The organism is Flavobacterium rhizophilum, assembly GCF_046000485.1.
GTDB classification, from domain to species: domain Bacteria; phylum Bacteroidota; class Bacteroidia; order Flavobacteriales; family Flavobacteriaceae; genus Flavobacterium; species Flavobacterium rhizophilum.
The window spans coordinates 82,724-101,094 of the sequence record NZ_JBELQB010000007.1 but is presented as its reverse complement, the minus strand read 5'-3'; the positions used below and the strand labels follow the sequence as shown (position 1 = coordinate 101,094).

At 36.8% G+C, this 18,371-nt stretch carries 22 protein-coding genes; 9 read left to right on the top strand and 13 right to left on the bottom strand.

What is annotated here, in order from left to right; genetic code table 11:
• Nucleotides 1–12: 12 nt before the first annotated feature.
• From ABS768_RS10600 to ABS768_RS10565, 8 genes are all read right to left on the bottom strand, one after another.
• Nucleotides 13–852 (bottom strand): ABC transporter permease subunit, encoded by an 840-nt coding sequence (locus ABS768_RS10600; protein WP_408074948.1) that lies wholly within the window; start codon nt 850–852, stop codon nt 13–15.
• 9 nt (nt 853–861) lie between these two features.
• Nucleotides 862–1,761 (bottom strand): ABC transporter ATP-binding protein, encoded by a 900-nt coding sequence (locus ABS768_RS10595; protein WP_408074947.1) that lies wholly within the window; start codon nt 1,759–1,761, stop codon nt 862–864.
• A 93-nt stretch (nt 1,762–1,854) separates the two neighbouring features.
• A complete protein-coding gene (locus ABS768_RS10590) occupies nt 1,855–3,738 on the bottom strand; it encodes a hypothetical protein (protein ID WP_408074946.1) in 1,884 nt (627 codons plus the stop codon).
• A 148-nt stretch (nt 3,739–3,886) separates the two neighbouring features.
• Nucleotides 3,887–4,945, bottom strand: coding sequence for a nucleoid-associated protein (locus tag ABS768_RS10585; protein ID WP_330442872.1), 1,059 nt, complete (start codon nt 4,943–4,945; stop codon nt 3,887–3,889).
• Between the two features lie 65 nt (nt 4,946–5,010).
• A complete protein-coding gene (locus tag ABS768_RS10580; protein WP_408074945.1) occupies nt 5,011–5,550 on the bottom strand; it encodes an IS1096 element passenger TnpR family protein in 540 nt (179 codons plus the stop codon).
• Between the two features lie 105 nt (nt 5,551–5,655).
• The gene (gloA2, locus tag ABS768_RS10575) at nt 5,656–6,045 is read right to left on the bottom strand and encodes an SMU1112c/YaeR family gloxylase I-like metalloprotein (protein ID WP_408074944.1); all 390 of its coding nucleotides are present in this window, start codon (nt 6,043–6,045) and stop codon (nt 5,656–5,658) included.
• Between the two features lies 1 nt (nt 6,046).
• Nucleotides 6,047–6,421: a VOC family protein gene (locus ABS768_RS10570; RefSeq protein ID WP_408074943.1), complete on the bottom strand. Its 375-nt coding sequence runs from the start codon at nt 6,419–6,421 to the stop codon at nt 6,047–6,049.
• 74 nt (nt 6,422–6,495) lie between these two features.
• On the bottom strand, nt 6,496–7,671 hold the full coding sequence (locus ABS768_RS10565; protein ID WP_408074942.1) for an outer membrane beta-barrel protein: 1,176 nt from the start codon (nt 7,669–7,671) through the stop codon (nt 6,496–6,498).
• Between the two features lie 175 nt (nt 7,672–7,846).
• On the opposite strand from ABS768_RS10565, the gene ABS768_RS10560 reads away from it, so the two are divergent.
• Entirely contained in the window at nt 7,847–10,000 is a 2,154-nt protein-coding gene (locus ABS768_RS10560) for a TonB-dependent receptor (RefSeq protein WP_408074941.1), read from the top strand.
• A 79-nt stretch (nt 10,001–10,079) separates the two neighbouring features.
• Here ABS768_RS10560 and ABS768_RS10555 read toward each other — a convergent pair whose 3' ends face one another.
• From ABS768_RS10555 to ABS768_RS10545, 3 genes are read right to left on the bottom strand one after another with little or no spacing between them, the layout of a single operon-like run.
• Nucleotides 10,080–11,006, bottom strand: a complete 927-nt coding sequence (locus tag ABS768_RS10555; RefSeq protein ID WP_408074940.1) for a hypothetical protein — start codon at nt 11,004–11,006, stop codon at nt 10,080–10,082.
• A 6-nt stretch (nt 11,007–11,012) separates the two neighbouring features.
• The gene (locus ABS768_RS10550; protein ID WP_408074939.1) at nt 11,013–11,510 is read right to left on the bottom strand and encodes a hypothetical protein; all 498 of its coding nucleotides are present in this window, start codon (nt 11,508–11,510) and stop codon (nt 11,013–11,015) included.
• A 1-nt stretch (nt 11,511) separates the two neighbouring features.
• Nucleotides 11,512–12,033 (bottom strand): STM3941 family protein, encoded by a 522-nt coding sequence (locus tag ABS768_RS10545; protein ID WP_408074938.1) that lies wholly within the window; start codon nt 12,031–12,033, stop codon nt 11,512–11,514.
• Between the two features lie 321 nt (nt 12,034–12,354).
• Here ABS768_RS10545 and ABS768_RS10540 point away from each other — a divergent pair, with 321 nt between their 5' ends.
• From ABS768_RS10540 to ABS768_RS10505, 8 genes are read left to right on the top strand one after another with little or no spacing between them, the layout of a single operon-like run.
• Nucleotides 12,355–12,987 (top strand): tetratricopeptide repeat protein, encoded by a 633-nt coding sequence (locus tag ABS768_RS10540; RefSeq protein ID WP_408074937.1) that lies wholly within the window; start codon nt 12,355–12,357, stop codon nt 12,985–12,987.
• A 21-nt stretch (nt 12,988–13,008) separates the two neighbouring features.
• Nucleotides 13,009–13,380, top strand: a complete 372-nt coding sequence (locus tag ABS768_RS10535; protein WP_408074936.1) for a hypothetical protein — start codon at nt 13,009–13,011, stop codon at nt 13,378–13,380.
• Between the two features lie 44 nt (nt 13,381–13,424).
• Entirely contained in the window at nt 13,425–14,771 is a 1,347-nt protein-coding gene (locus tag ABS768_RS10530) for a 2TM domain-containing protein (RefSeq protein WP_408074935.1), read from the top strand.
• Nucleotides 14,762–15,085 (top strand): 2TM domain-containing protein, encoded by a 324-nt coding sequence (locus tag ABS768_RS10525; protein WP_408074934.1) that lies wholly within the window; start codon nt 14,762–14,764, stop codon nt 15,083–15,085. The genes ABS768_RS10530 and ABS768_RS10525 overlap by 10 nt, the downstream gene beginning before the upstream one ends.
• Before the next feature lie 2 nt (nt 15,086–15,087).
• Entirely contained in the window at nt 15,088–15,405 is a 318-nt protein-coding gene (locus ABS768_RS10520) for a 2TM domain-containing protein (protein ID WP_330442879.1), read from the top strand.
• Nucleotides 15,406–15,407: 2 nt separating this feature from the next.
• The gene (locus tag ABS768_RS10515; RefSeq protein WP_408074933.1) at nt 15,408–15,704 is read left to right on the top strand and encodes a 2TM domain-containing protein; all 297 of its coding nucleotides are present in this window, start codon (nt 15,408–15,410) and stop codon (nt 15,702–15,704) included.
• 9 nt (nt 15,705–15,713) lie between these two features.
• Entirely contained in the window at nt 15,714–16,040 is a 327-nt protein-coding gene (locus ABS768_RS10510) for a 2TM domain-containing protein (RefSeq protein ID WP_408074932.1), read from the top strand.
• Nucleotides 16,041–16,075: 35 nt separating this feature from the next.
• Nucleotides 16,076–16,831, top strand: coding sequence for a LytR/AlgR family response regulator transcription factor (locus ABS768_RS10505; RefSeq protein WP_408074931.1), 756 nt, complete (start codon nt 16,076–16,078; stop codon nt 16,829–16,831).
• An 86-nt stretch (nt 16,832–16,917) separates the two neighbouring features.
• Here ABS768_RS10505 and ABS768_RS10500 read toward each other — a convergent pair whose 3' ends face one another.
• Both ABS768_RS10500 and ABS768_RS10495 read right to left on the bottom strand, forming a co-directional pair.
• Entirely contained in the window at nt 16,918–17,100 is a 183-nt protein-coding gene (locus tag ABS768_RS10500) for a CsbD family protein (protein WP_408074930.1), read from the bottom strand.
• Between the two features lie 108 nt (nt 17,101–17,208).
• Nucleotides 17,209–18,234: a COX15/CtaA family protein gene (locus tag ABS768_RS10495; protein WP_408074929.1), complete on the bottom strand. Its 1,026-nt coding sequence runs from the start codon at nt 18,232–18,234 to the stop codon at nt 17,209–17,211.
• Nucleotides 18,235–18,371 lie beyond the last annotated feature (137 nt).

Sequence of the window (18,371 nt, the reverse complement as noted above, 5' to 3'; positions counted from 1 at the left end):
TTGCTATCTCTTTTATAAATCTCTCTTTTTCAAAATATTATATGATAATGTTATAAATATGGCAGTCCATGCTAAAACTATAACAATTTCATACCAGTGCACGCCGTAAAAACGAACTTCACCAACACCGCTAACCTGATTTTCTATTGCATTGTAGGTTTTAAATCGGGTAATGGGTTCTTTCATCATGTTATACATGGACTCTAAAGGCATAAAACCTATAGCCGTTTCCAGCATCTTATCGTTTCCAAATACATATTTAAACAAGGAAAAGTGTATAATTTTCTCTATTACATACCACACTGCTATAAAACCAATAGCAAAAGCCGAACGCTTTATTAATACGCCTGCAAATAAACAGAAGGAAAAGAAAGCAACCAGTTTTAAAAAGTATGATGGTATGTAAAATAAATCAGAGAATACTATTGAAGCTTCTGTGTAAGAAGAAAAGCTGTAGCCTAATATAATGGTAACCGTAAATACAAAAAGCGTAGATACTGCCGAGAATAGTAAAACCGTAAGCATTTTTGAGGTAAGGAATTCCTTTTTACTCAATCCGTCAATAAGGTTTTGTTTCAGGGTTCCATAAGTGTATTCGTTAGACATCATGGAAACAATAACCAAGGCAAGGAAAATTTTAAGTAGCCCGGCAAAAAAGAAGTTAAAGTGCCAAATGTAAGGGAAATCAAATATTCCCTGATCGGCAAGTTTTATTTCCTGTCCAAAAAGGGTTAGCTTAATACTTGACATCAAAGCCAAAAAGCTTAACAGTACGAAATAAGTTATGATGAGTACTTTACTGGATCTGTTTTTCCAAAGTTTTTGCAATTCTATATTTAAAAGTCGTTTCATGGTGGCGGTTTATTTTGCAGATGAGGTTAACTGGATAAATTGTTCTTCAAGGCTGTATTGACGCTTAACTAAATGACTTAAGTAAATACCTTGTGCAGATAGGTATTTATTAAGATCGGCAGCTTCAAGAGAGTCTTTAAGGTAAACGGTTAGTTTGCTTTCGTTTTCCTCAATCTTATCAATTGCAGGGTGCTGCTGCAAAATAGTTTTAAGCGTTTGGTTATCGTTAGCCTGAAGTTCAAAAAAGCCTTCGTTTGAAATCATTCCGTTAACGGTACCTGTATAAAGTACAACACCTTTTCTAAGTACTACAACATGTGAGCATACCTTTTCTACTTCATCAAGCAGGTGAGAGGCCAGTAGTATGGTGGTACCCAGTGAGGCAATATGCCTAATGATATCCCTTATCTGTCGTATTCCTTGTGGGTCAAGTCCGTTTGTGGGCTCATCAAGTATTAGTATTTCAGGGTCGTTAAGCAGTGCACTGGCTATTGCAAGCCTTTGCTTCATACCCAGGGAATAGGTTTTAAATTTGCTGTCTTTTCTTTCCAGTAACCCTACCAGTTCCAGTTTTTCATCAATTTTCTCCAGTGGAGCACCTTTAATACCACATACCAGCTTAAGGTTTTCGTAAGCCGTCATGTAGGGATAAAAGTTAGGCCTTTCGATAATGGCCCCCACTTTTTTAAGGGCATCGTGCGTTTCCATATCACCGTTAAACCAGCTATAGCTGCCCGATGTTTTGTTTACAACATTAAGTATAATACCCAGAGTGGTGGATTTTCCGCTTCCGTTAGGACCTAATATCCCGTAAACATTACCCTTTTTTATTTCAAAGGAAACATTGTTTACCGCATGTACATGGCGGAATTTTTTGTGCAGGTTGTTGATGGTTAGTATGGTTTCCAAAAGCTTATTGTTTTAGGTTACTTTGACAATATGACGAACCTTGTAAGGTTTTGTTACCAATTTAAATAAAAAATTCAGTAAAAATCAGGTTTGTTAATTATAAGGCACTACTTGTGGTTTGCTAATTTGGAAATCAGGAAGCATAATGTCGTTGTTCTTAAAACTGTTGGTTTTAAATATGTTATCACCATTACCGGGTATAGTAGGGAAAAAGGCAAATGATAGCTGGAAGCTGCTAAATACAAGGTAGTCGTTAGTAATAAGCAGCCCTAAACCAAACTTGCTGTAAAATTTACTTTCGTAGAGTTTATTGTATTCGTCACCAATAACCCCAACGGTAATGTTGGCAAACGGATTTAAACGAAAGCCCAATACCTCCCATGGAGTATAACTTTGGGTTTGTAGTGTTAATATAAATTTTTTAGTACCTAGTGGAGCCGTGCTTTCAAATCCCTGTATGCCCGTATCGCCACTAAGGTTAAGCTGATCTTTTAGGAAAGGCATCCTGTTATCGCCAAAAACAAGTCGGGGCTGTATAAAATGCCTGAAACGCCAGTTACCCCATTCTTTCATATTACTAAAGTAAAGCAGGTCAAACCGTAGTGTAGTCTGTTCGGTTTTATCCCTGTAGAAAAAGGAACCCATTTCGGCACTGAGGCTTAAAAATCCCCATTTAAAGTAATTACCCACGGCATAGCGTCCGCCGAGATAAATGCGATGTTCCTCATTTTTGACCTGAGTACCTCCGGTAATGGAATAGGTACGGCCAATGGGTATATCTTCAACAATATCATAATTGAAGAGAAATTTATCCTGAACGAATTTTCTTGAGGTTAAACCAATGCTGGCTAAATACAGCTTCTCATTGGAGTAATATCCAACCGAGTCGTATGCAACGGAAGGTTTTTCTTTATACTGCCTGTTGCTAAAACCTGCTGTTGTAACAAGGTTTGTAGTTCGGTCTTCTTCGGTGAAGCCTTTGAATATTTTAAAGGAATAGCCTCCCCAAAACTCTTTAAAATCAGACTTCATATTTTGCATGGCATATACTCCCTGAATATCAGGAAGGGAATCCCTAGCTAGTTTTTCCTCCAGATAAATACCACCTGCCCAACGTGTGTAGGCCGAGAAGAATTCTCTTTGCAGCCCGAAACTTTTAAGGTAGCTTTCATCTGTGTGTATACTGTAAGTAAGCTGTCCCTGCATATAAGTGTTAAGAATGTTAGGTACGGTATATTGCCCCAAATAGGCCGTTTGACCCGTGTTGAGCTCTTTGTCAAATTCATTACGGAATTCGTGTCCCAGCCCGAAGAAGTTTCTTTCGGTAAGCTCAAATGAGGTTTTAGATGATGATGCTGAACCATTTGGTATAAGGCTCCAGGAGTCCAGTACCCTTACCTCTACATCTACGGAGTCTTTAGTCCCTTCAATAGGTATGGCATTTATAATTACCCTACGGGTATAGCGTTGTGAACGTATTAAACGCTCGGTTTCTGCAACTATAAGAGTGTCCAGTCGTTCTTTTTCCTTAAAAAGCAGGAGGTTTTTTATGGTTATTTGCTTTGTTTTAAGATGCACTCCGTTACCAAAGCGTTCGGCCCAGTTCGCAGGCCTTCTGGCAGTATCGGTAATGGAATACCCGAAAGGATCGAGCGTTACAATATTTATTTTTCTTATTACTTTATTGCTGTATTTGGTATAGCGGTCCTGCATTTCGGGAGCATTTTTCCTGGTTTTTTTACGCGTGCCCGATGCTTCCTGTTCCCTTACGGGTCTGAATATGAGTTTGTGCAAAAACTTGGTGAATTTCCTTTTTTTGGAATAGTCCTGTATGTTTTTGTACATCTCATTCCTTTTTTGTTTTATGGTATCGTTCAACTCTGGTATAGAGTCTTGTACAGGAGTGACCTGTGCAGCCATGGGTACAGCCACAAAAAGTAAAGTTAGTAATATGAGTAACTGTAATGTTTTGGTCATTTCCTGCGAAAAGCTTTACAAATTGTAAGTTATGAAATTAAACTATAAGAAAACGCTAAAGTAAGGGAGTATAGCGCGTTTTACCATTCATTTAACACAATAAAAAAAGAGGCTCAGTGCCTCTTTTTAGTATGGTTAAGCTAAGGGTTTAGCTTTTTTGTTCTTTGTTAAAGTAAACAAGGTAATAGTACATTTGTTTTTCTTCGTCCCATCCTTTTTCCACAAACTTTTCGGCACTTTCAGGGTTTACAAAGTCCATTTTAATCTGGATGTTAGTATCCAGGTTAATTACGTTTTTGATTTTCTTACGGGCATCGGTTACTGCCGAGTTGGCAATAGGGAAGGTCGTAACATCCTCAATACTGTATTTAGGCGCTTTTTCTACCTTGTAGTTTTTGAATTCCGGAATCAGATCCGGATTATCTATAACTTCGTTAAGGAAAGCCGTTTCTTCAAACTCATCGTTTTTAGCGAAGTAGTTTACAGAGCGGTTCATGAACATAACTTCCTCTTTTTTGTCTTCTGCAGGAAGTACTACATCTTTAGCGAAATCCTGACAGAATTTAAGGTACTTTTTAGTAACGAAGTTTTCGTCCTGAAAAGCATCTACCGAAAGGAAATGCTCCAACCAGTAACGGGCATCATACCTGTTACTGTCTATAGTTAGTATTTTATAACCTTCTTCTTTTTTATAATTGAAAACGATACATCCTTTATCCAGTTTGTTAAGGTTGATACCCTGCTGAAGTACTATGTCAAGGTTGCTGCTTTTTTCCTCAAACTGAAGGAAATCGGTTTTAATCTCACTTTTAAATATGCCTACTGCATCTACGGTATTGTTGTCTATAGACAGGTTGGTTAGATAAGTAACGTATACCTCTCCGTTTTTAATGTGCGGGTGGTTTGACTGATCGAACAGGTGCTTGGTTATTTTTTTTGAAACCTCGTGAGCATTACTCGGGTCGGTAAACATTTCGGTTACCAGGTTGTACATATCATGGTAATCCAAATCTACCTCGTGTGCAAACTGGAAATAGTTTTCCTCTTTCTCCCTAAAAGGCTTAAAGAAATACTCCTTTAATAAAGGGGCAATCTCATCGTTAAGGTTATAAGGCTGTTCTGATAAAAAGATAGCTTCGTTACGGCTTTTATTTCCTACTCTGTGTACAGAAAGGGTTTCAATGTGAGTATTAAAAAGGTTTATCATGTTTTTAAGATGCTTAGTTTTTAGGTGCTTAGTTTATTATTTTATCAGTGACTTAGTCTTTAAGTTTAATTCCACTGATTGTCATCGAAGCTCATGTCGTCAAAATCTTCTCCGTCGCCAAACATGTCAAGATCTTCATCATCATAGTCGTCTTCAAAATCACCATAAATATCGTCACCTTCGGCACTAAAGTCTTTTTCAGGTGCAGTGTTAGGCATGTGTCCGTGAGAGAATAAAAGGTCAGGGTAACTCACTCCGTTTTCAGGCTCTTCAATAGCTCCCAGTTCCACAAAAAACGTCCACATATTAAGAAAATCGTATACGTAAATTATTTTAGTGTTCTCACTGTCTAAAATGGAGCTAAGCGGATAATCTGCCATTGCTTTCATTTCGCCCGGTACTTCTCCCGCATCAAAAAGCGGAATTTCATCTTCCTGTGTCCATTCGTCATCACAGGTATAAAAAGAAGCTATTTCAAGTCCGTCAAAACCAAAAGCATTAACAATAGCATTGTGTAAATCTTCCAGCGTATCATTTTCCTGGATGGCAATATCCCTGAAAATATCTTCCTCAGCATCAAGTATTACTCTGAATTTGTAAACCATAGTTTATGTTATTTTTGAACCCCAAAGGTAAGCCATTAATTCTGATTTTGCTTTTTGGAATTTTAGATTTTTTAGATATAAGGGTAGCCTAAAATAGTAAAAAAACTATATTTCATAAAGCTCAATAGGCAGATTATCAGGGTCTGACAGGAAAGTGAATTTTTTCCCGGTAAATTCGTCGGTTCTTATGGATTCGGTTACAATATTATTTTGCGAAAGCCAGTTTACTGCCCGGTTTATATTATCGGTCTCAAAGGCAATGTGCCTTAGCCCGACGGCTTCAGGACGGGAAACCCTTTGTGGCGGATTTGGGAACGAAAAAAGTTCTAAAGTATAAACACCGTTTAGAGATAAATCCAATTTATAAGATTGCCTGTCTTCCCTATAGTTTTCTGCCTCAATAGTAAACCCCAGTATATTGGTGTAAAAGTATTTTGATTTTTGGTAATCACTGCAAATTATTGCTATATGATGTACCCTTTTTATATTAAGCATGCTATTTTATTTCATTAATCCACCAGTGGTTACCAAAGGGGTCTTCAAAACCTGCGGCATAACCATATACCTCGTGAGTGGGTTTTTGCAGCGATGTGCTTCCTCCTTCAATGGCGCGTTTGTAAACGCTATCCACATTTTCCACAAAAATAAACATACCCGATGTTTTTTGTTTCCAGTTGTCGTTACTGTTTGCAAACATAATAATGGCATCGTTTATTTTGAGTTCGCCGTGCATTATTACCCTGCTGTCTTCACCGGGAACAATCATTTGTTCGGTGGCATTAAAGGTATGTTTGCAAAACTGTTTAAATTCAACCGCCTTATCCAGAACCAGGTAAGGCATAACGGGTAGGTAATTATCAGGAATTTTCATAGTATAAAATTAAGGCTCTACCATAAAAGTAGAGCCTTTGACCGAGATAAAAAAAGACTTTAAGCTTTTTTTATCTATAAAAACCTATAGCCTAACATAATACCTATTGTACTGTAATCACAGTCCCAAAAAGTATAATTGGTAAGTATAGAGTGCTGTATGTTATACCTGAGTTCTGCACTGTATTTTTTGTAACTGTAACCGGCTCCTACAATAAAGGAGTTGGCGCTGCCCAACTCTAGCTCACGATTATTAGCACCATGTTTAACCGAACCGCTGTTTGTACAAAATGCAAAAGCGGCATTTACAAATATTTTGGACTCATCATTAATAAACATATAATGCCTCACACCTACAGGAATTTGCAAATAATTATATTCAACAGTTGCTCCTTCGTTTTGTTGTGTTGAATTTTTATAAGTACTATAAACAGGGTTTATAAACACGCTCCACTTTTTATTGTTAAAGGGCAGTGCATATTCGACTTCAGCTCCAAATGAAAAAACTGTTTTAGAATCAAAATCATAGTTCATTGTATTGCTGTATGTGTTTGAGTTGCTAAGACTCAGGCTCGCCACAGAAGCTCCTGCAGTGACTTTTAGGTTTAATTTTCCGCTGTTGTGTTTAACCTCATAATCCTTATTACTGTTACCATTGTATTGGGTGAAAAGTTTTACTAAATAGGATTTTTTGTATTTCAGGTTTTGAAAATCAGATGATTCGGTAAGCCTGTTGCTCATAAGGTTGTACAGTTGCTGTTTGTAATGACTGTTTTCGCTGATTATACCCTTGTTGTCAAACTTTTTATAGAGAAGCTGAGTAGCTTCCTCACTGTTAGGAGAACTGTAAAAATACTTTATAATGTTTCCGTCTTCAAACTGATAAAGTGTAAGGTCTCCTTCTACAAGTACTTTTAGAAAAAGGGTTTCGTTTTCCCATTTCGGTTCGGGAGAAGTGTCCAGCCTTGATATCATTTCAAATGACTTTTCAATTTTCAGATCAAAACGCTTAAACTTATAGGCATTGTTAACGCAAAACTCTTTAACAGTTTTAATACCGGCTGTTTTTGTTTCATCATTTTCTGTCATTTTGTATTCAAAATCAACAGGGTTATTGCGCCATGCAACATTTTTTATAAGGCAGTTTGTTTTGTTTCCGCCATTGTCAATAAAGTAACCCGGCTCAAAGTTTATCTGTCCGTAAGTAAGACAGCTGAAGCCGATTAAAAGTAAGGTGTAAAGTTTTTTCATGTATGTGTGTTAATTTGGTTTGTATTGCTAAAATAAACTTTTTGTTAAAATAAACACACTTTACAATTCATCCCAAAAAAATTACAGTTGGGTACTATTCTTTATGATAAGAGAAATAACCGCTGCAAATTTGTCCCAACAAAATAACCAAACAATCAGTTTAATCATCAATCAAATGAAACCAACAGTTATTATCTTATTTCTGCTTACAGCTTTAAACCTTAATGCACAGCATGTATTAAAGGGACATGTAACCGACCACAAAGGCGAACCTCTACCCGGTGCGAATGTTTACCTGGAAGGTACTTATGACGGAGCTATTACCGATGCAAAAGGTGATTTCTCTTTTGAAACCACTGCAACCGGCGAACAGGTACTTGCTATTACATTTTTATCGTTTGAAGATGTAATGCAGAAAATAACTGTTGAGAACTACACATCACAAAACTTTAAAATGCGTGAAAGCGTTAATACGCTTGATGCTGTAGTGATATCGGCAGGTACTTTTTCTGCCGGTGATAACAGTAAGATAACGGCATTAAAACCACTTGATATTGTAACCACAGCCGGATCGGCAGGGAATATTATTGCTGCTCTGCAAACCTTACCCGGTACACAAACCGTAGGGGAGGACGGAAGACTTTTTGTACGTGGTGGTGAGGCAAACGAGACCCAAACTTATGTAGACGGTATACGAGTGGCACAACCTTATGGCTCTACAACAAACAACCTGCCTACACGCGGACGCTTTTCACCTTTCCTGTTTAAGGGGATGTCATTCTCTACCGGAGGATATTCGGCAGAATATGGTGAAGCCTTATCCAGTGTATTATTACTTAATACTATTGAGGAACCCGACCAGGAACAAACCAACATTTCATTAATGACTGTAGGACTTGGACTGGGTAATACCCAAAAATGGGGGAAGAATTCGCTTAGTTTCAATATGGCATACATTAACCTGCAGCCATACCAGTGGATAATACCTCAAAATATTGACTGGAATAAGCCTGTGCAGTCCCTTTCGGGAGAAACGGTTTACCGTCACAAGTTTAATAGTGGTATGCTAAAAATATATGCAGCGTTTGATTATTCTGACTTCGATATTAATCAGGAAGATATTAATGAGCCAAATCCTGTAAGGGTAGCACTTACTAATAATAACTTTTATCTAAATACTTCATACAAGGGTTCACTGGGTAACTACTGGACTATACAAACAGGATTAAGCTACGGTTACGGACATAACGATATTAGGCCTGCCGGGAATAAAGTGGACAATGCAGAAAACAGTTCGCACATGAAGTTAAAGCTGAGCAAAAAATTCAGTAACCGTTTTCAATTGAGTTTTGGGGCTGATTATTTCCTAACCGATTTTACAGAGGATTATAGTGAGCCAACAGGTTTTGTTTATAATAGTGGTTATAACAATTCAATCGCCGCTACTTATGCTGAAGCTGATATCTTTTTTTCTAAAAAACTGGCGTTAAAGGCGGGGGTAAGAGGCTCTTATTCTGATGTGCTGGGTAAATCAGTTCCAGAACCACGTGTGTCCCTTGCTTATAAAGCGGGTAAAAAAGGACAGTTTTCTCTTGCTTATGGTGATTTTCATCAAACACCTAATGCCGATTACCTGAAGTATTATAAAAACTTTGAATACGAGAAAACCAGTCATTATATTTTTAATTATATGTATAATGCCGATGGTAAAATGTTTAGGGCAGAGACGTATTATAAAGATTATGCCAGCCTTGTAAAGTATGATACTGAAACCCCAATGTACAACTCGTTATATAACAGTAACGGTAGCGGGTATGCACAGGGACTTGATCTTTTTTGGAGAGATAGTAAATCTATTAAAAACCTTGATTACTGGGTGTCGTATTCCTTTATTGATACCGAAAGGGATTACAGGAATTATGAATACAAGGTTACGCCAAGTTATGTAGCAAAACACAACTTTTCTGTCGTAACAAAATACTGGGTAAACAGCCTGAGGTCACAGTTAGGGGTGACTTACAGTTTCAATTCAGGAAGGCCTTATGACAACCCTAATGACACCGAATTTATGAGCGGACTTACAAAAAGTTATAATAACCTTAGTGTAAGCTGGGCATGGTTGTTAAGTCAGCAAAAAATACTTTACTTCTCGGTGTCAAATGTAATGGGTAGTAAAAATGTATTTGGATACGATTATGCCAATAATCCCGATGTAAACGGACAGTTTGCAAGACAGGCTGTAGTACAGCCGGCAGACAGGTTCTTTTTCGTAGGTTTCTTTTGGACCATTAGTGATGACAAAAAATCCAATCAGCTTGATAATTTGTAGTTAGTTAACAGGGGCTTTAGTAATTTGATTTAATCAAAACTGCCAAAGTTCCTGTTTTCCTTGTTTGGGACATACTGTTTTATTTATTTTTTACGATGTAAAGTAAAATTGCAGGAGCAACTATACTACTCTTATGAGGTTTTTTAAAGAAGATGTGTGCAAAGTCATAATTAATCATGAGGTTAATGTTACGTAGGTTTGGTGTTAATTCATTAGTCCTGCTGTTAATGAGTTTAGCATAATAATCGGCTCTGTCAGATAGTTGGAATTTTAATTTGGTAAGGTCTTTAAATTCAGGCTTAAAAACATTACCTTCTTCATTATAATAATCAACTAGCTCTACAGATACTAATATGTTCTCACCTGATGCTAAAATAAAGCCCTGTGGTATATCTATAGTAACTTTTCCTTTGGTACGCGGATCAAGAAAAAGTGTATCTGTAATGAAAACCGGCTCAGGATTTTTAATATCCTGATTCCCATTCATAATAAATGATTCCTGAAAGGTGTAAAACTTAATTTTATAAGCTGTTTTATGTTTTACCTTATCTACAAAAATATCCGCTTTTGTAATTGTGATGTCGGTATTCCATTTGTTTCTGAAAACCAGGCCATAAAGTAGTTCTTTACTAAGGGATTTTGCTTCGCTTTTTACAAATCGATTTTGCTCTCCTATAACAGTTTGGTCATCTTTAGTGTTTGATAAAACTATTTCATCAAGGTAAATGGTGCTTTTTTTTAAGAAAACCAGTGAGTCTAGTTCATTTTTTTTAAAGCCTGTAGTCTCATAATCTAACCTGCTGAAACTTATGGAGTCAAAGTCTTTTTTAATTGTATTAAGCTCGTTTATTACTGTAACTCCTTTTGAAACAAGCTTATTGTTTTTGAATACTGAATAATTTACATCAGCTATAAATTCATAAGTATCTTCATCAACTGTAATGAACGATTGTGAGAATACCGGACTAATAAACGCAGTAAGTAAAAGGGTGTAAAGTAGTTTCATTATTGTTTAGTTAATAGTATTTAAGGGATTTGGTAATTCAATATAATCAAGATTGTCAAAGTCCTGTTTCCCTTTTACAGGAACCCACTTTTGTCCCTTTTGTAACTGTATTAGTTTATCGGCAGCTTTATATAGCTCTTTAGGAGTTTCATTTTCATACACATATACCCAATTTACAGTATCGTTTTTGGTTTTATAGAATTTAAAAGAGGTTCCATCAATAATATTGTCATTTGTGTACATAGTGTCGTACTTGGAAAAGTTAATTTCTTTTATGATTGCGTAAGCCGAATCCCTTTTATCTTCGGTTAAAAGTGAGTAGGAATAATCAACAGGTGAGGTTTTCATGTAAACAGTATCCCCTGGAGTAAATTTAATGCTAAAGTTAGCCGCATCAGTAGTAAAAGAGAAAACAAACATATCAAAATCAGCAGATGTTTTTTTCTCCTCTCTACCACAGCTTAATAGTGACAATAAGGTAAAGGCAATGATTATTTTTTTCATATCAGGCAATTTTATCTCCGCTTCTTAATTGCAATTCTAAAACCAGTAATTTGTATAGCTCATCAAAATCATCTCCCAATGTGGTTTTCGGGATATTAATGTTTGTACCCTGTATAGACTGATTCATTTTCATCATCCATTTTTTAAAGAGGCCGGTATTTTGCATATACTTTTCCGGATTTTTTACATAAATACTTATAAATAACTGATTGTTTACAGAAGTTATTTCAACACCAAGTATGTCGCTCCATTCTATGAGCCCGGCGCTAACTGCACTGGCATTATCGGTAATTCCTTTATCATCAATAATGATTGCAGGTTTATTGCCAGCTAATTTTAATACCATTGAGATAAAGATTGCGCCAAAAAATAAAATACCTAATACTCCTGCAAGGTATTTTAATGGGCTTGGTATTTTTATTGGCTGGCTAATTATAAATATACTTGCAATTACAAATAGTAATGCCATGAATATTAATGAAATTATTCTGCCTTTATTAAACTTAATTATTTTAGTTTCCATTTCTTGCTATTTATTTTCAGGTAATTATTGGTGGTTGTTTATTAATACTTTTAGTTTGTTTAATTTATTGAAATACAGTTCTTCATCTGCTTTAATACAATAGGCATCATTTATATCTCTACCATGTACGGCAGAGATATTTTGTATCTTTAGTCCAATAACAGTAAAAAAGAATCATACAGTATAATGGTAAAATTAATGAAAATAACAATTCATCCCTTTTATTCTACAATTGGGTAAAACACTTTTTAACAGGTGTGTTTTTGTTATGATATTTGTCTCATCAAAATCAAACAATTATTAATTAAAAAACCAACAGTCATGATTAGAGCAATAACAATTATAATTTTATTTGTGTGTCACACCGTTTGCGGACAGTCACAATATGAAACAGGAATGCAAAAAGCTTTCGGTCTTTGGAGTGAAGGTAAAAATGCAGAAGCATCGGCATTATTTGAAAGAATAGCCGCCGCCGAAAAAGACAACTGGCTACCTAACTACTATGTGGCACTTGTTAATACCACAACAGCATTCCAAACAAAAGATAAAGAGCAGGTAAATGCACTTTTAACCAAAGCACAGGAGGCATATGATAAGGCTGATTTAATTTCGCCCGATAATGCAGAGTTACTGGTAATGCAGGCCATGATACACACCGCCTGGATAGCATTTGACCCAATGACAAACGGGATGAAGCTTTCGCCGGTTGTAAAACAACTTTATACAAAAGCAAAAACCTTAGCGCCCGAAAACCCGAGGGTAGTATTTTGTTCGGCGGAGTTTGATATGGGTGGGGCAGCCTTTTTCGGGCAGGATACCACGCCTATGTGTGCCGAGGTAGAACGTTCTATTGAGCTTTTTAATAACTTTAAGTCCGAGTTGGCATTTTACCCACAGTGGGGACTGGACAGGGCGCAGGCTACACTGGCAAAGTGCAATAGCGAGAAGAAATAATTAACAGATAAAGAGAATAAGATGGAAGCTGTAGGCTTGGATGACATAAATTTAATGTGGATAATATTACCCTTTTTTATAGCAGGTATATTGTATGTAAGGATTGTAAAACATAAAACGGGTAATGCTTTAAGGGATAGCGTTAAAACGTTACAAACAATGCTTGTTATGATAGGAGTGGTATTAGCCGTTCTCTTATTTACACTCCCTTCAACACCAAGCCTAAGTACTTTTGGCTATCCTGACACGGTAGCAGACATAGATAGTCAGGAAAAAGTGTTAAAGTTACTGCAGGAATATAATCATGCAATCGTTAGGACAACCGATGCGTTGCGATGGATGGTTTTTATATTCATATTTTGGGGGTATAATGACGGTATACCAACTGCTTAAAGTGTATAGAGGTGTACTTGATGAACGTATTATAGCAAAGAAAAATGAGATTAATAATTAGAGAGCTTTTAAAGGCCATATCACTGGGGGCACTTGTTTTTGTGATACTGTATGTGCTAAATACTATTTTAGGCAGCGGATTTGCTACCGGTGAAGCACTGTTTACGGCCTTTTCATATACCATGCTTTACAGTGTGGTACTCTATATGGTAAACGTTTCGGTTTTCATAGGGCTGGATAGGGTGTTTGGTAAAGGAAAAACATCCGTAAAACGTGTAGCTGTAGGGATACTGATATCGTTTGCTGTTAGTGGCTTCTTTGTGTTTCTGCTCAGGATTTTTGAAGATGTAGTAATAGAAGGAAGGTCTTTTAGCCGGTTTTTTGAGAATGAAAGGTTATCTAATTACTATTTTGCTCTGGGTATTACCCTTATCGTTACACTTTTAATACATGCTTTTCATTTTTACAAAAGGTATCAGGAAAACAGGGTTAAAAAGGAAAAGATAATTGCAGGTACGGCATCGGCCAAGTTTGAGACTTTAAAAAACCAAATTGATCCGCACTTCCTTTTCAATAGCCTTAATGTGTTGAGTTCGCTAATAGAGGAAAACCCCGATAACGCACAGCGTTTTACCACATCATTGTCAAAGGTGTACCGTTATGTGCTGGAGCAAAGGGATAAGGAACTGGTAAGCATACAGGAGGAACTGGCATTTGCCAAAACCTACATGAATCTTCTTAAAATGAGGTTTGAGAACAGCCTTTTTTATGAACCGCCAACAGAACTGGCTAACCCCGAAGGGAAGGTGGTACCGCTATCACTTCAGTTATTACTGGAAAATTCTATAAAGCATAATATTGTGAGTCCGCAAAAGCCCTTACATATTCGTATTTATGAGAAAAACGGTAGCCTTGTGGTAGAGAATAATCTTCAGAAAAAAGAGGTGTTGCAGGACAGGAAAGGTGTAGGGCTTGAAAACATAGTAAGCCGCTATGCCATTTTAACCAGCAGAAAGGTAGAGATTGAGCAAACCACAGAACACTTTACCGTTTACCTGCCTATTTTAACCAAACAGATAGAAATTATGGATAGTATAGCGTATAGTGAAGAAGAGAATGATTACTACAAAGCCCAGAAAAGGGTAGAGGATATAAAAGGATTTTACGGAAACCTGATGTCTTACCTGGTTGTAGTGCCGGGGCTGGGTATATTAAATTATATAACCTCACCACAGTTTTACTGGTTTTTATTCCCTTTGTTTGGCTGGGGACTGGGAGTTATTATCCACGGATTGAACGTATTTAACTTTATGCCTTTTTTAGGCAGGGACTGGGAAGAGCGAAAAATCAGGGAATTTATAGAGAAGGAAAAATCCAATAAATGGCAGTAGGTATGAAGTATTACAATGAGTTTGACGAGGATAGTGTTTTATATAAAAAGACCCGAAAGAAAGTAAGGGATTTAAGGGCTTTTTACATTCATCTTATCTGTTACCTTATAAGTGTTTTTGCAATGCTTATACTGCTTGATCTTACTTTTAAGCCATTACTGTACTGGTTTTTGATTATAACAGTCAGTTGGGGGGGTGGAGTGTTTTTAAATGCCATGAAGGTGTTTGGGTTCTATCCTTTTTTAGGAAAGAGATGGGAAAAAAAGAAAATGAAGGAAATAATGAAAAAGGAGCAATCCGGTAAAAAAGAGTAATTATGGACAATTTTTACAACAAATCAGAAGAAGAAAGGCTTTTGTACAGAAAAGCCAGAAAGAAAGTTAAAGAACTTCGCGGGTTTTATTATCACCTAACCTGCTACTTAGTAATAATGCCGTTAATAATTTTTATCAACCTAACCTTTTCACCACAGTTTTTATGGTTCTTTTTCTCACTAATAGGGTGGGGACTTGGATTAGGGTTTCATGCTATGGAAGTTTTTGGATACAATCCGTTTTTAGGACGTGGTTGGGAAGAACGCAAAATGAGGGAGCTCATGGATAAGGAAAGACAGGAACGAACCAGATACGAATAATCATGAAAACAACTACACCACTGGAAAGGGCTCACAACAGGATAGAATGTATACGTAATTTTTATACCCACCTGTTTGCTTATGTAGGGCTTAATATAGTTTTACTGATAACCTGGAGCCTGGATTTTAATATAGCCGATATATTTTGGGAACGAACCTTTTTCATAACTGCAGGTTTAGGAGGTTTGGCTGTTTTAGCTCATGTTATCATACTGTTTTGGAGTAACTATTTGCTGCCAAAAGGATGGGAGGAGAGAATGATTAAAAAGATACTGTCTAAAACCAAAAAGAAAATCTAATACTTAAGTATGGAAAATTCATTTCAGGAGAATCTAAGAGTTGAGCGTGCCAGAAAAAGAGTGAAATCAATAAAAGGATTTTACAGGCACCTTGTAGTATACATGTGTATTAATGCATTTATATTAGTTATGCATTATATTAATATGGACCCCGGACAGAGTTTTTGGGAATGGCATACATTCTCAACAGCAATACCATGGGGAATAGGTTTACTTTTACACGGAGTAAGTGTTTTCGGGAGGAATGTTTTTTTCGGGAGCGACTGGGAAGAACGTAAGATTAACGAAATACTGGAGCAAAATAAAAAACGAAAAAGCGAAAACCGCTGGGAATAACAATACAATAACCAAACACAAATAAACGCCAACCAATGAATGTTTTAATTATAGAAGACGAAAAGCCTGCGGCAAGACTCCTGCAACGCAAACTGGTAAAACTAAACCTTGAGGCCAATACTATGTTACACTCGGTAGAGGAGGCTATAGAATGGTTTAAGAATAATGAACATCCTGATTTGATATTTCTGGATATTCAGCTTTCTGACGGACTTTCGTTTGAGATATTTGATGCTGTACCGGTTAATAGTGCGATTATATTTACTACAGCTTATGATGAGTATGCCCTGCGTGCCTTTAAGCTCAACAGTATCGATTATCTGTTAAAGCCTATTGATGAAGATGATCTTGAAATTGCTGTAAACAAATACCGCGAACGCATACCCGCAAAAGATAGTTTCTCTTTTGATTTTGACCAGATAAAACGCATGTTGGTAAACCCACTGGATAAAAGCTATAAGAAACGTTTTACCATTAAAATGGGGCAACGCCTCAAAATGATTAATATTGAAGATGTAGAGTGCTTTTACAGTGAAAATAAAGGTACTTACCTGCATACTAACGATAATAGGGATTATTTACTGGACGGTACCCTTGAGTTGCTTGAAGGTGAACTGGATCCGGCTAAATTTTACCGTGTGAGCCGTAAGTTTATCATATCAGTAAATGCGATTAAGGATATTGTAATGTATACCAATTCCCGTTTAAAACTGGTACTTAATACTTATGATGGCGATGAGGTTATTGTGAGTAGGGAGCGTGTTAACGACTTTAGGGAGTGGTTGGGGTAACTGCATAAAAAAAAACTGTTCTGCAAACCATTACCTGTTTACAGAACAGCTTCGAAATGTAGTATTTTGCTTAAAAAGAATTGAGTTTACTCAAAAACGGATAATATTTCTTTTTTTGCCTTACCCAGCTTCTTTTCTAGTTTTCCCCACATTTCATCTTCTTTGCCCTCTTCATACATCAAATCGTCATCTGTAAGTTGGGCATATTTTTGTTTGAGTTTACCTTTAAACTCGCTCCAGTTTCCCTGGATTTCTTCTTTGTTTGGCATAGCTTTTTTATTTTATGTTGATTTTTATTTACATAAAGGTACCAACATATAATGTATAATGCCAGAGGTTTAGTACAACTTTAACCCTGCCTTAAAACAATGTGAAAATTATCCCGTTTGTAATGCCCTGCTACGGGTAGTTTCCAGCCAAATGTAATACTGTATACCAAACAGTAAAGAGGCTGTTACAAGGTGTATGGTTTGTGAGCCAAACGGGAAGTCTAGGTAATACATGGCAATACCCGAAGCTATTTCGACTAATAGTAATGTAATTACCCAGTTTACTTTGCTGTACCCAAGTCCCAGTTTTTTGTTGCGTAGGTACAGCCATAGGTTTATACCAAATACTACAAACGAGAACGTTCTGTGGATGTAAAAGGTTACCTCAGGGCTGTTAAGTATCATGTTCATATTATCGTAGCCCAGTAATTTTACCTGCTCATCTACAAACTGGCGTACCTGTGTACCCAGTACTACCTGTATTAAAGTTAGTAGTATGGCAGCAACAAGCAGGTTTTTAAACAGTTTGTCATGTTTAAAATCGGCTGTGGTTTCTTTAGCCTTGTGTATAATGTACAGAATGATGCCTACAATAACTAGAGCCATAACCATATGGACTGTAATTTTTATAGGATTAAGTACCGAATATACTACTGTAGCACCAAGCCATGCCTGAAAGCCCATACAGAAAACGGTTATCCATGATAGGGTAATAATGATTTTTTTATGCGTGGTGAACGACAATAAAGCCATTATGAAAACGGCAATCCCCGCAAGAGCACCAACCAGACGGTTACCATATTCTACCCAGGTATGTACAGGATTAAACTCTGCATAATCGTGTTTGGTGTAGGCTTTCCAGTTACCTTCATTATAACTGTGGGTAGTAGTAAAGGTTTCTTTAGCAACCCAAAGCTTTTCATCCTTAATGATAACCTGTCCTTTTTTAAACTCATGTTCAGGGCTCCAGGTAAGTTCGGTAACGTCGGTAGGAGGGATGTAATAGCCAAAGCATTTAGGCCAGTCAGGGCATCCCATACCCGAACCTGTCATACGTACTAAAGCCCCTGCCACAATTACCAGATAAACCAGTATTAAGGCTATTCTTGCCGATTTTATAAAATTTATTTTCATGGTTTAAATACTAAGTCACGTTTGTGCTGCAAATTTACATTTGGTTGCCCTGTGCTGAATATGATTTATGTCATAATTTACCATATAACTGTACAGGTATATAAACAAAACCTGCGGGGGGAGTCCCTACAGGTTTA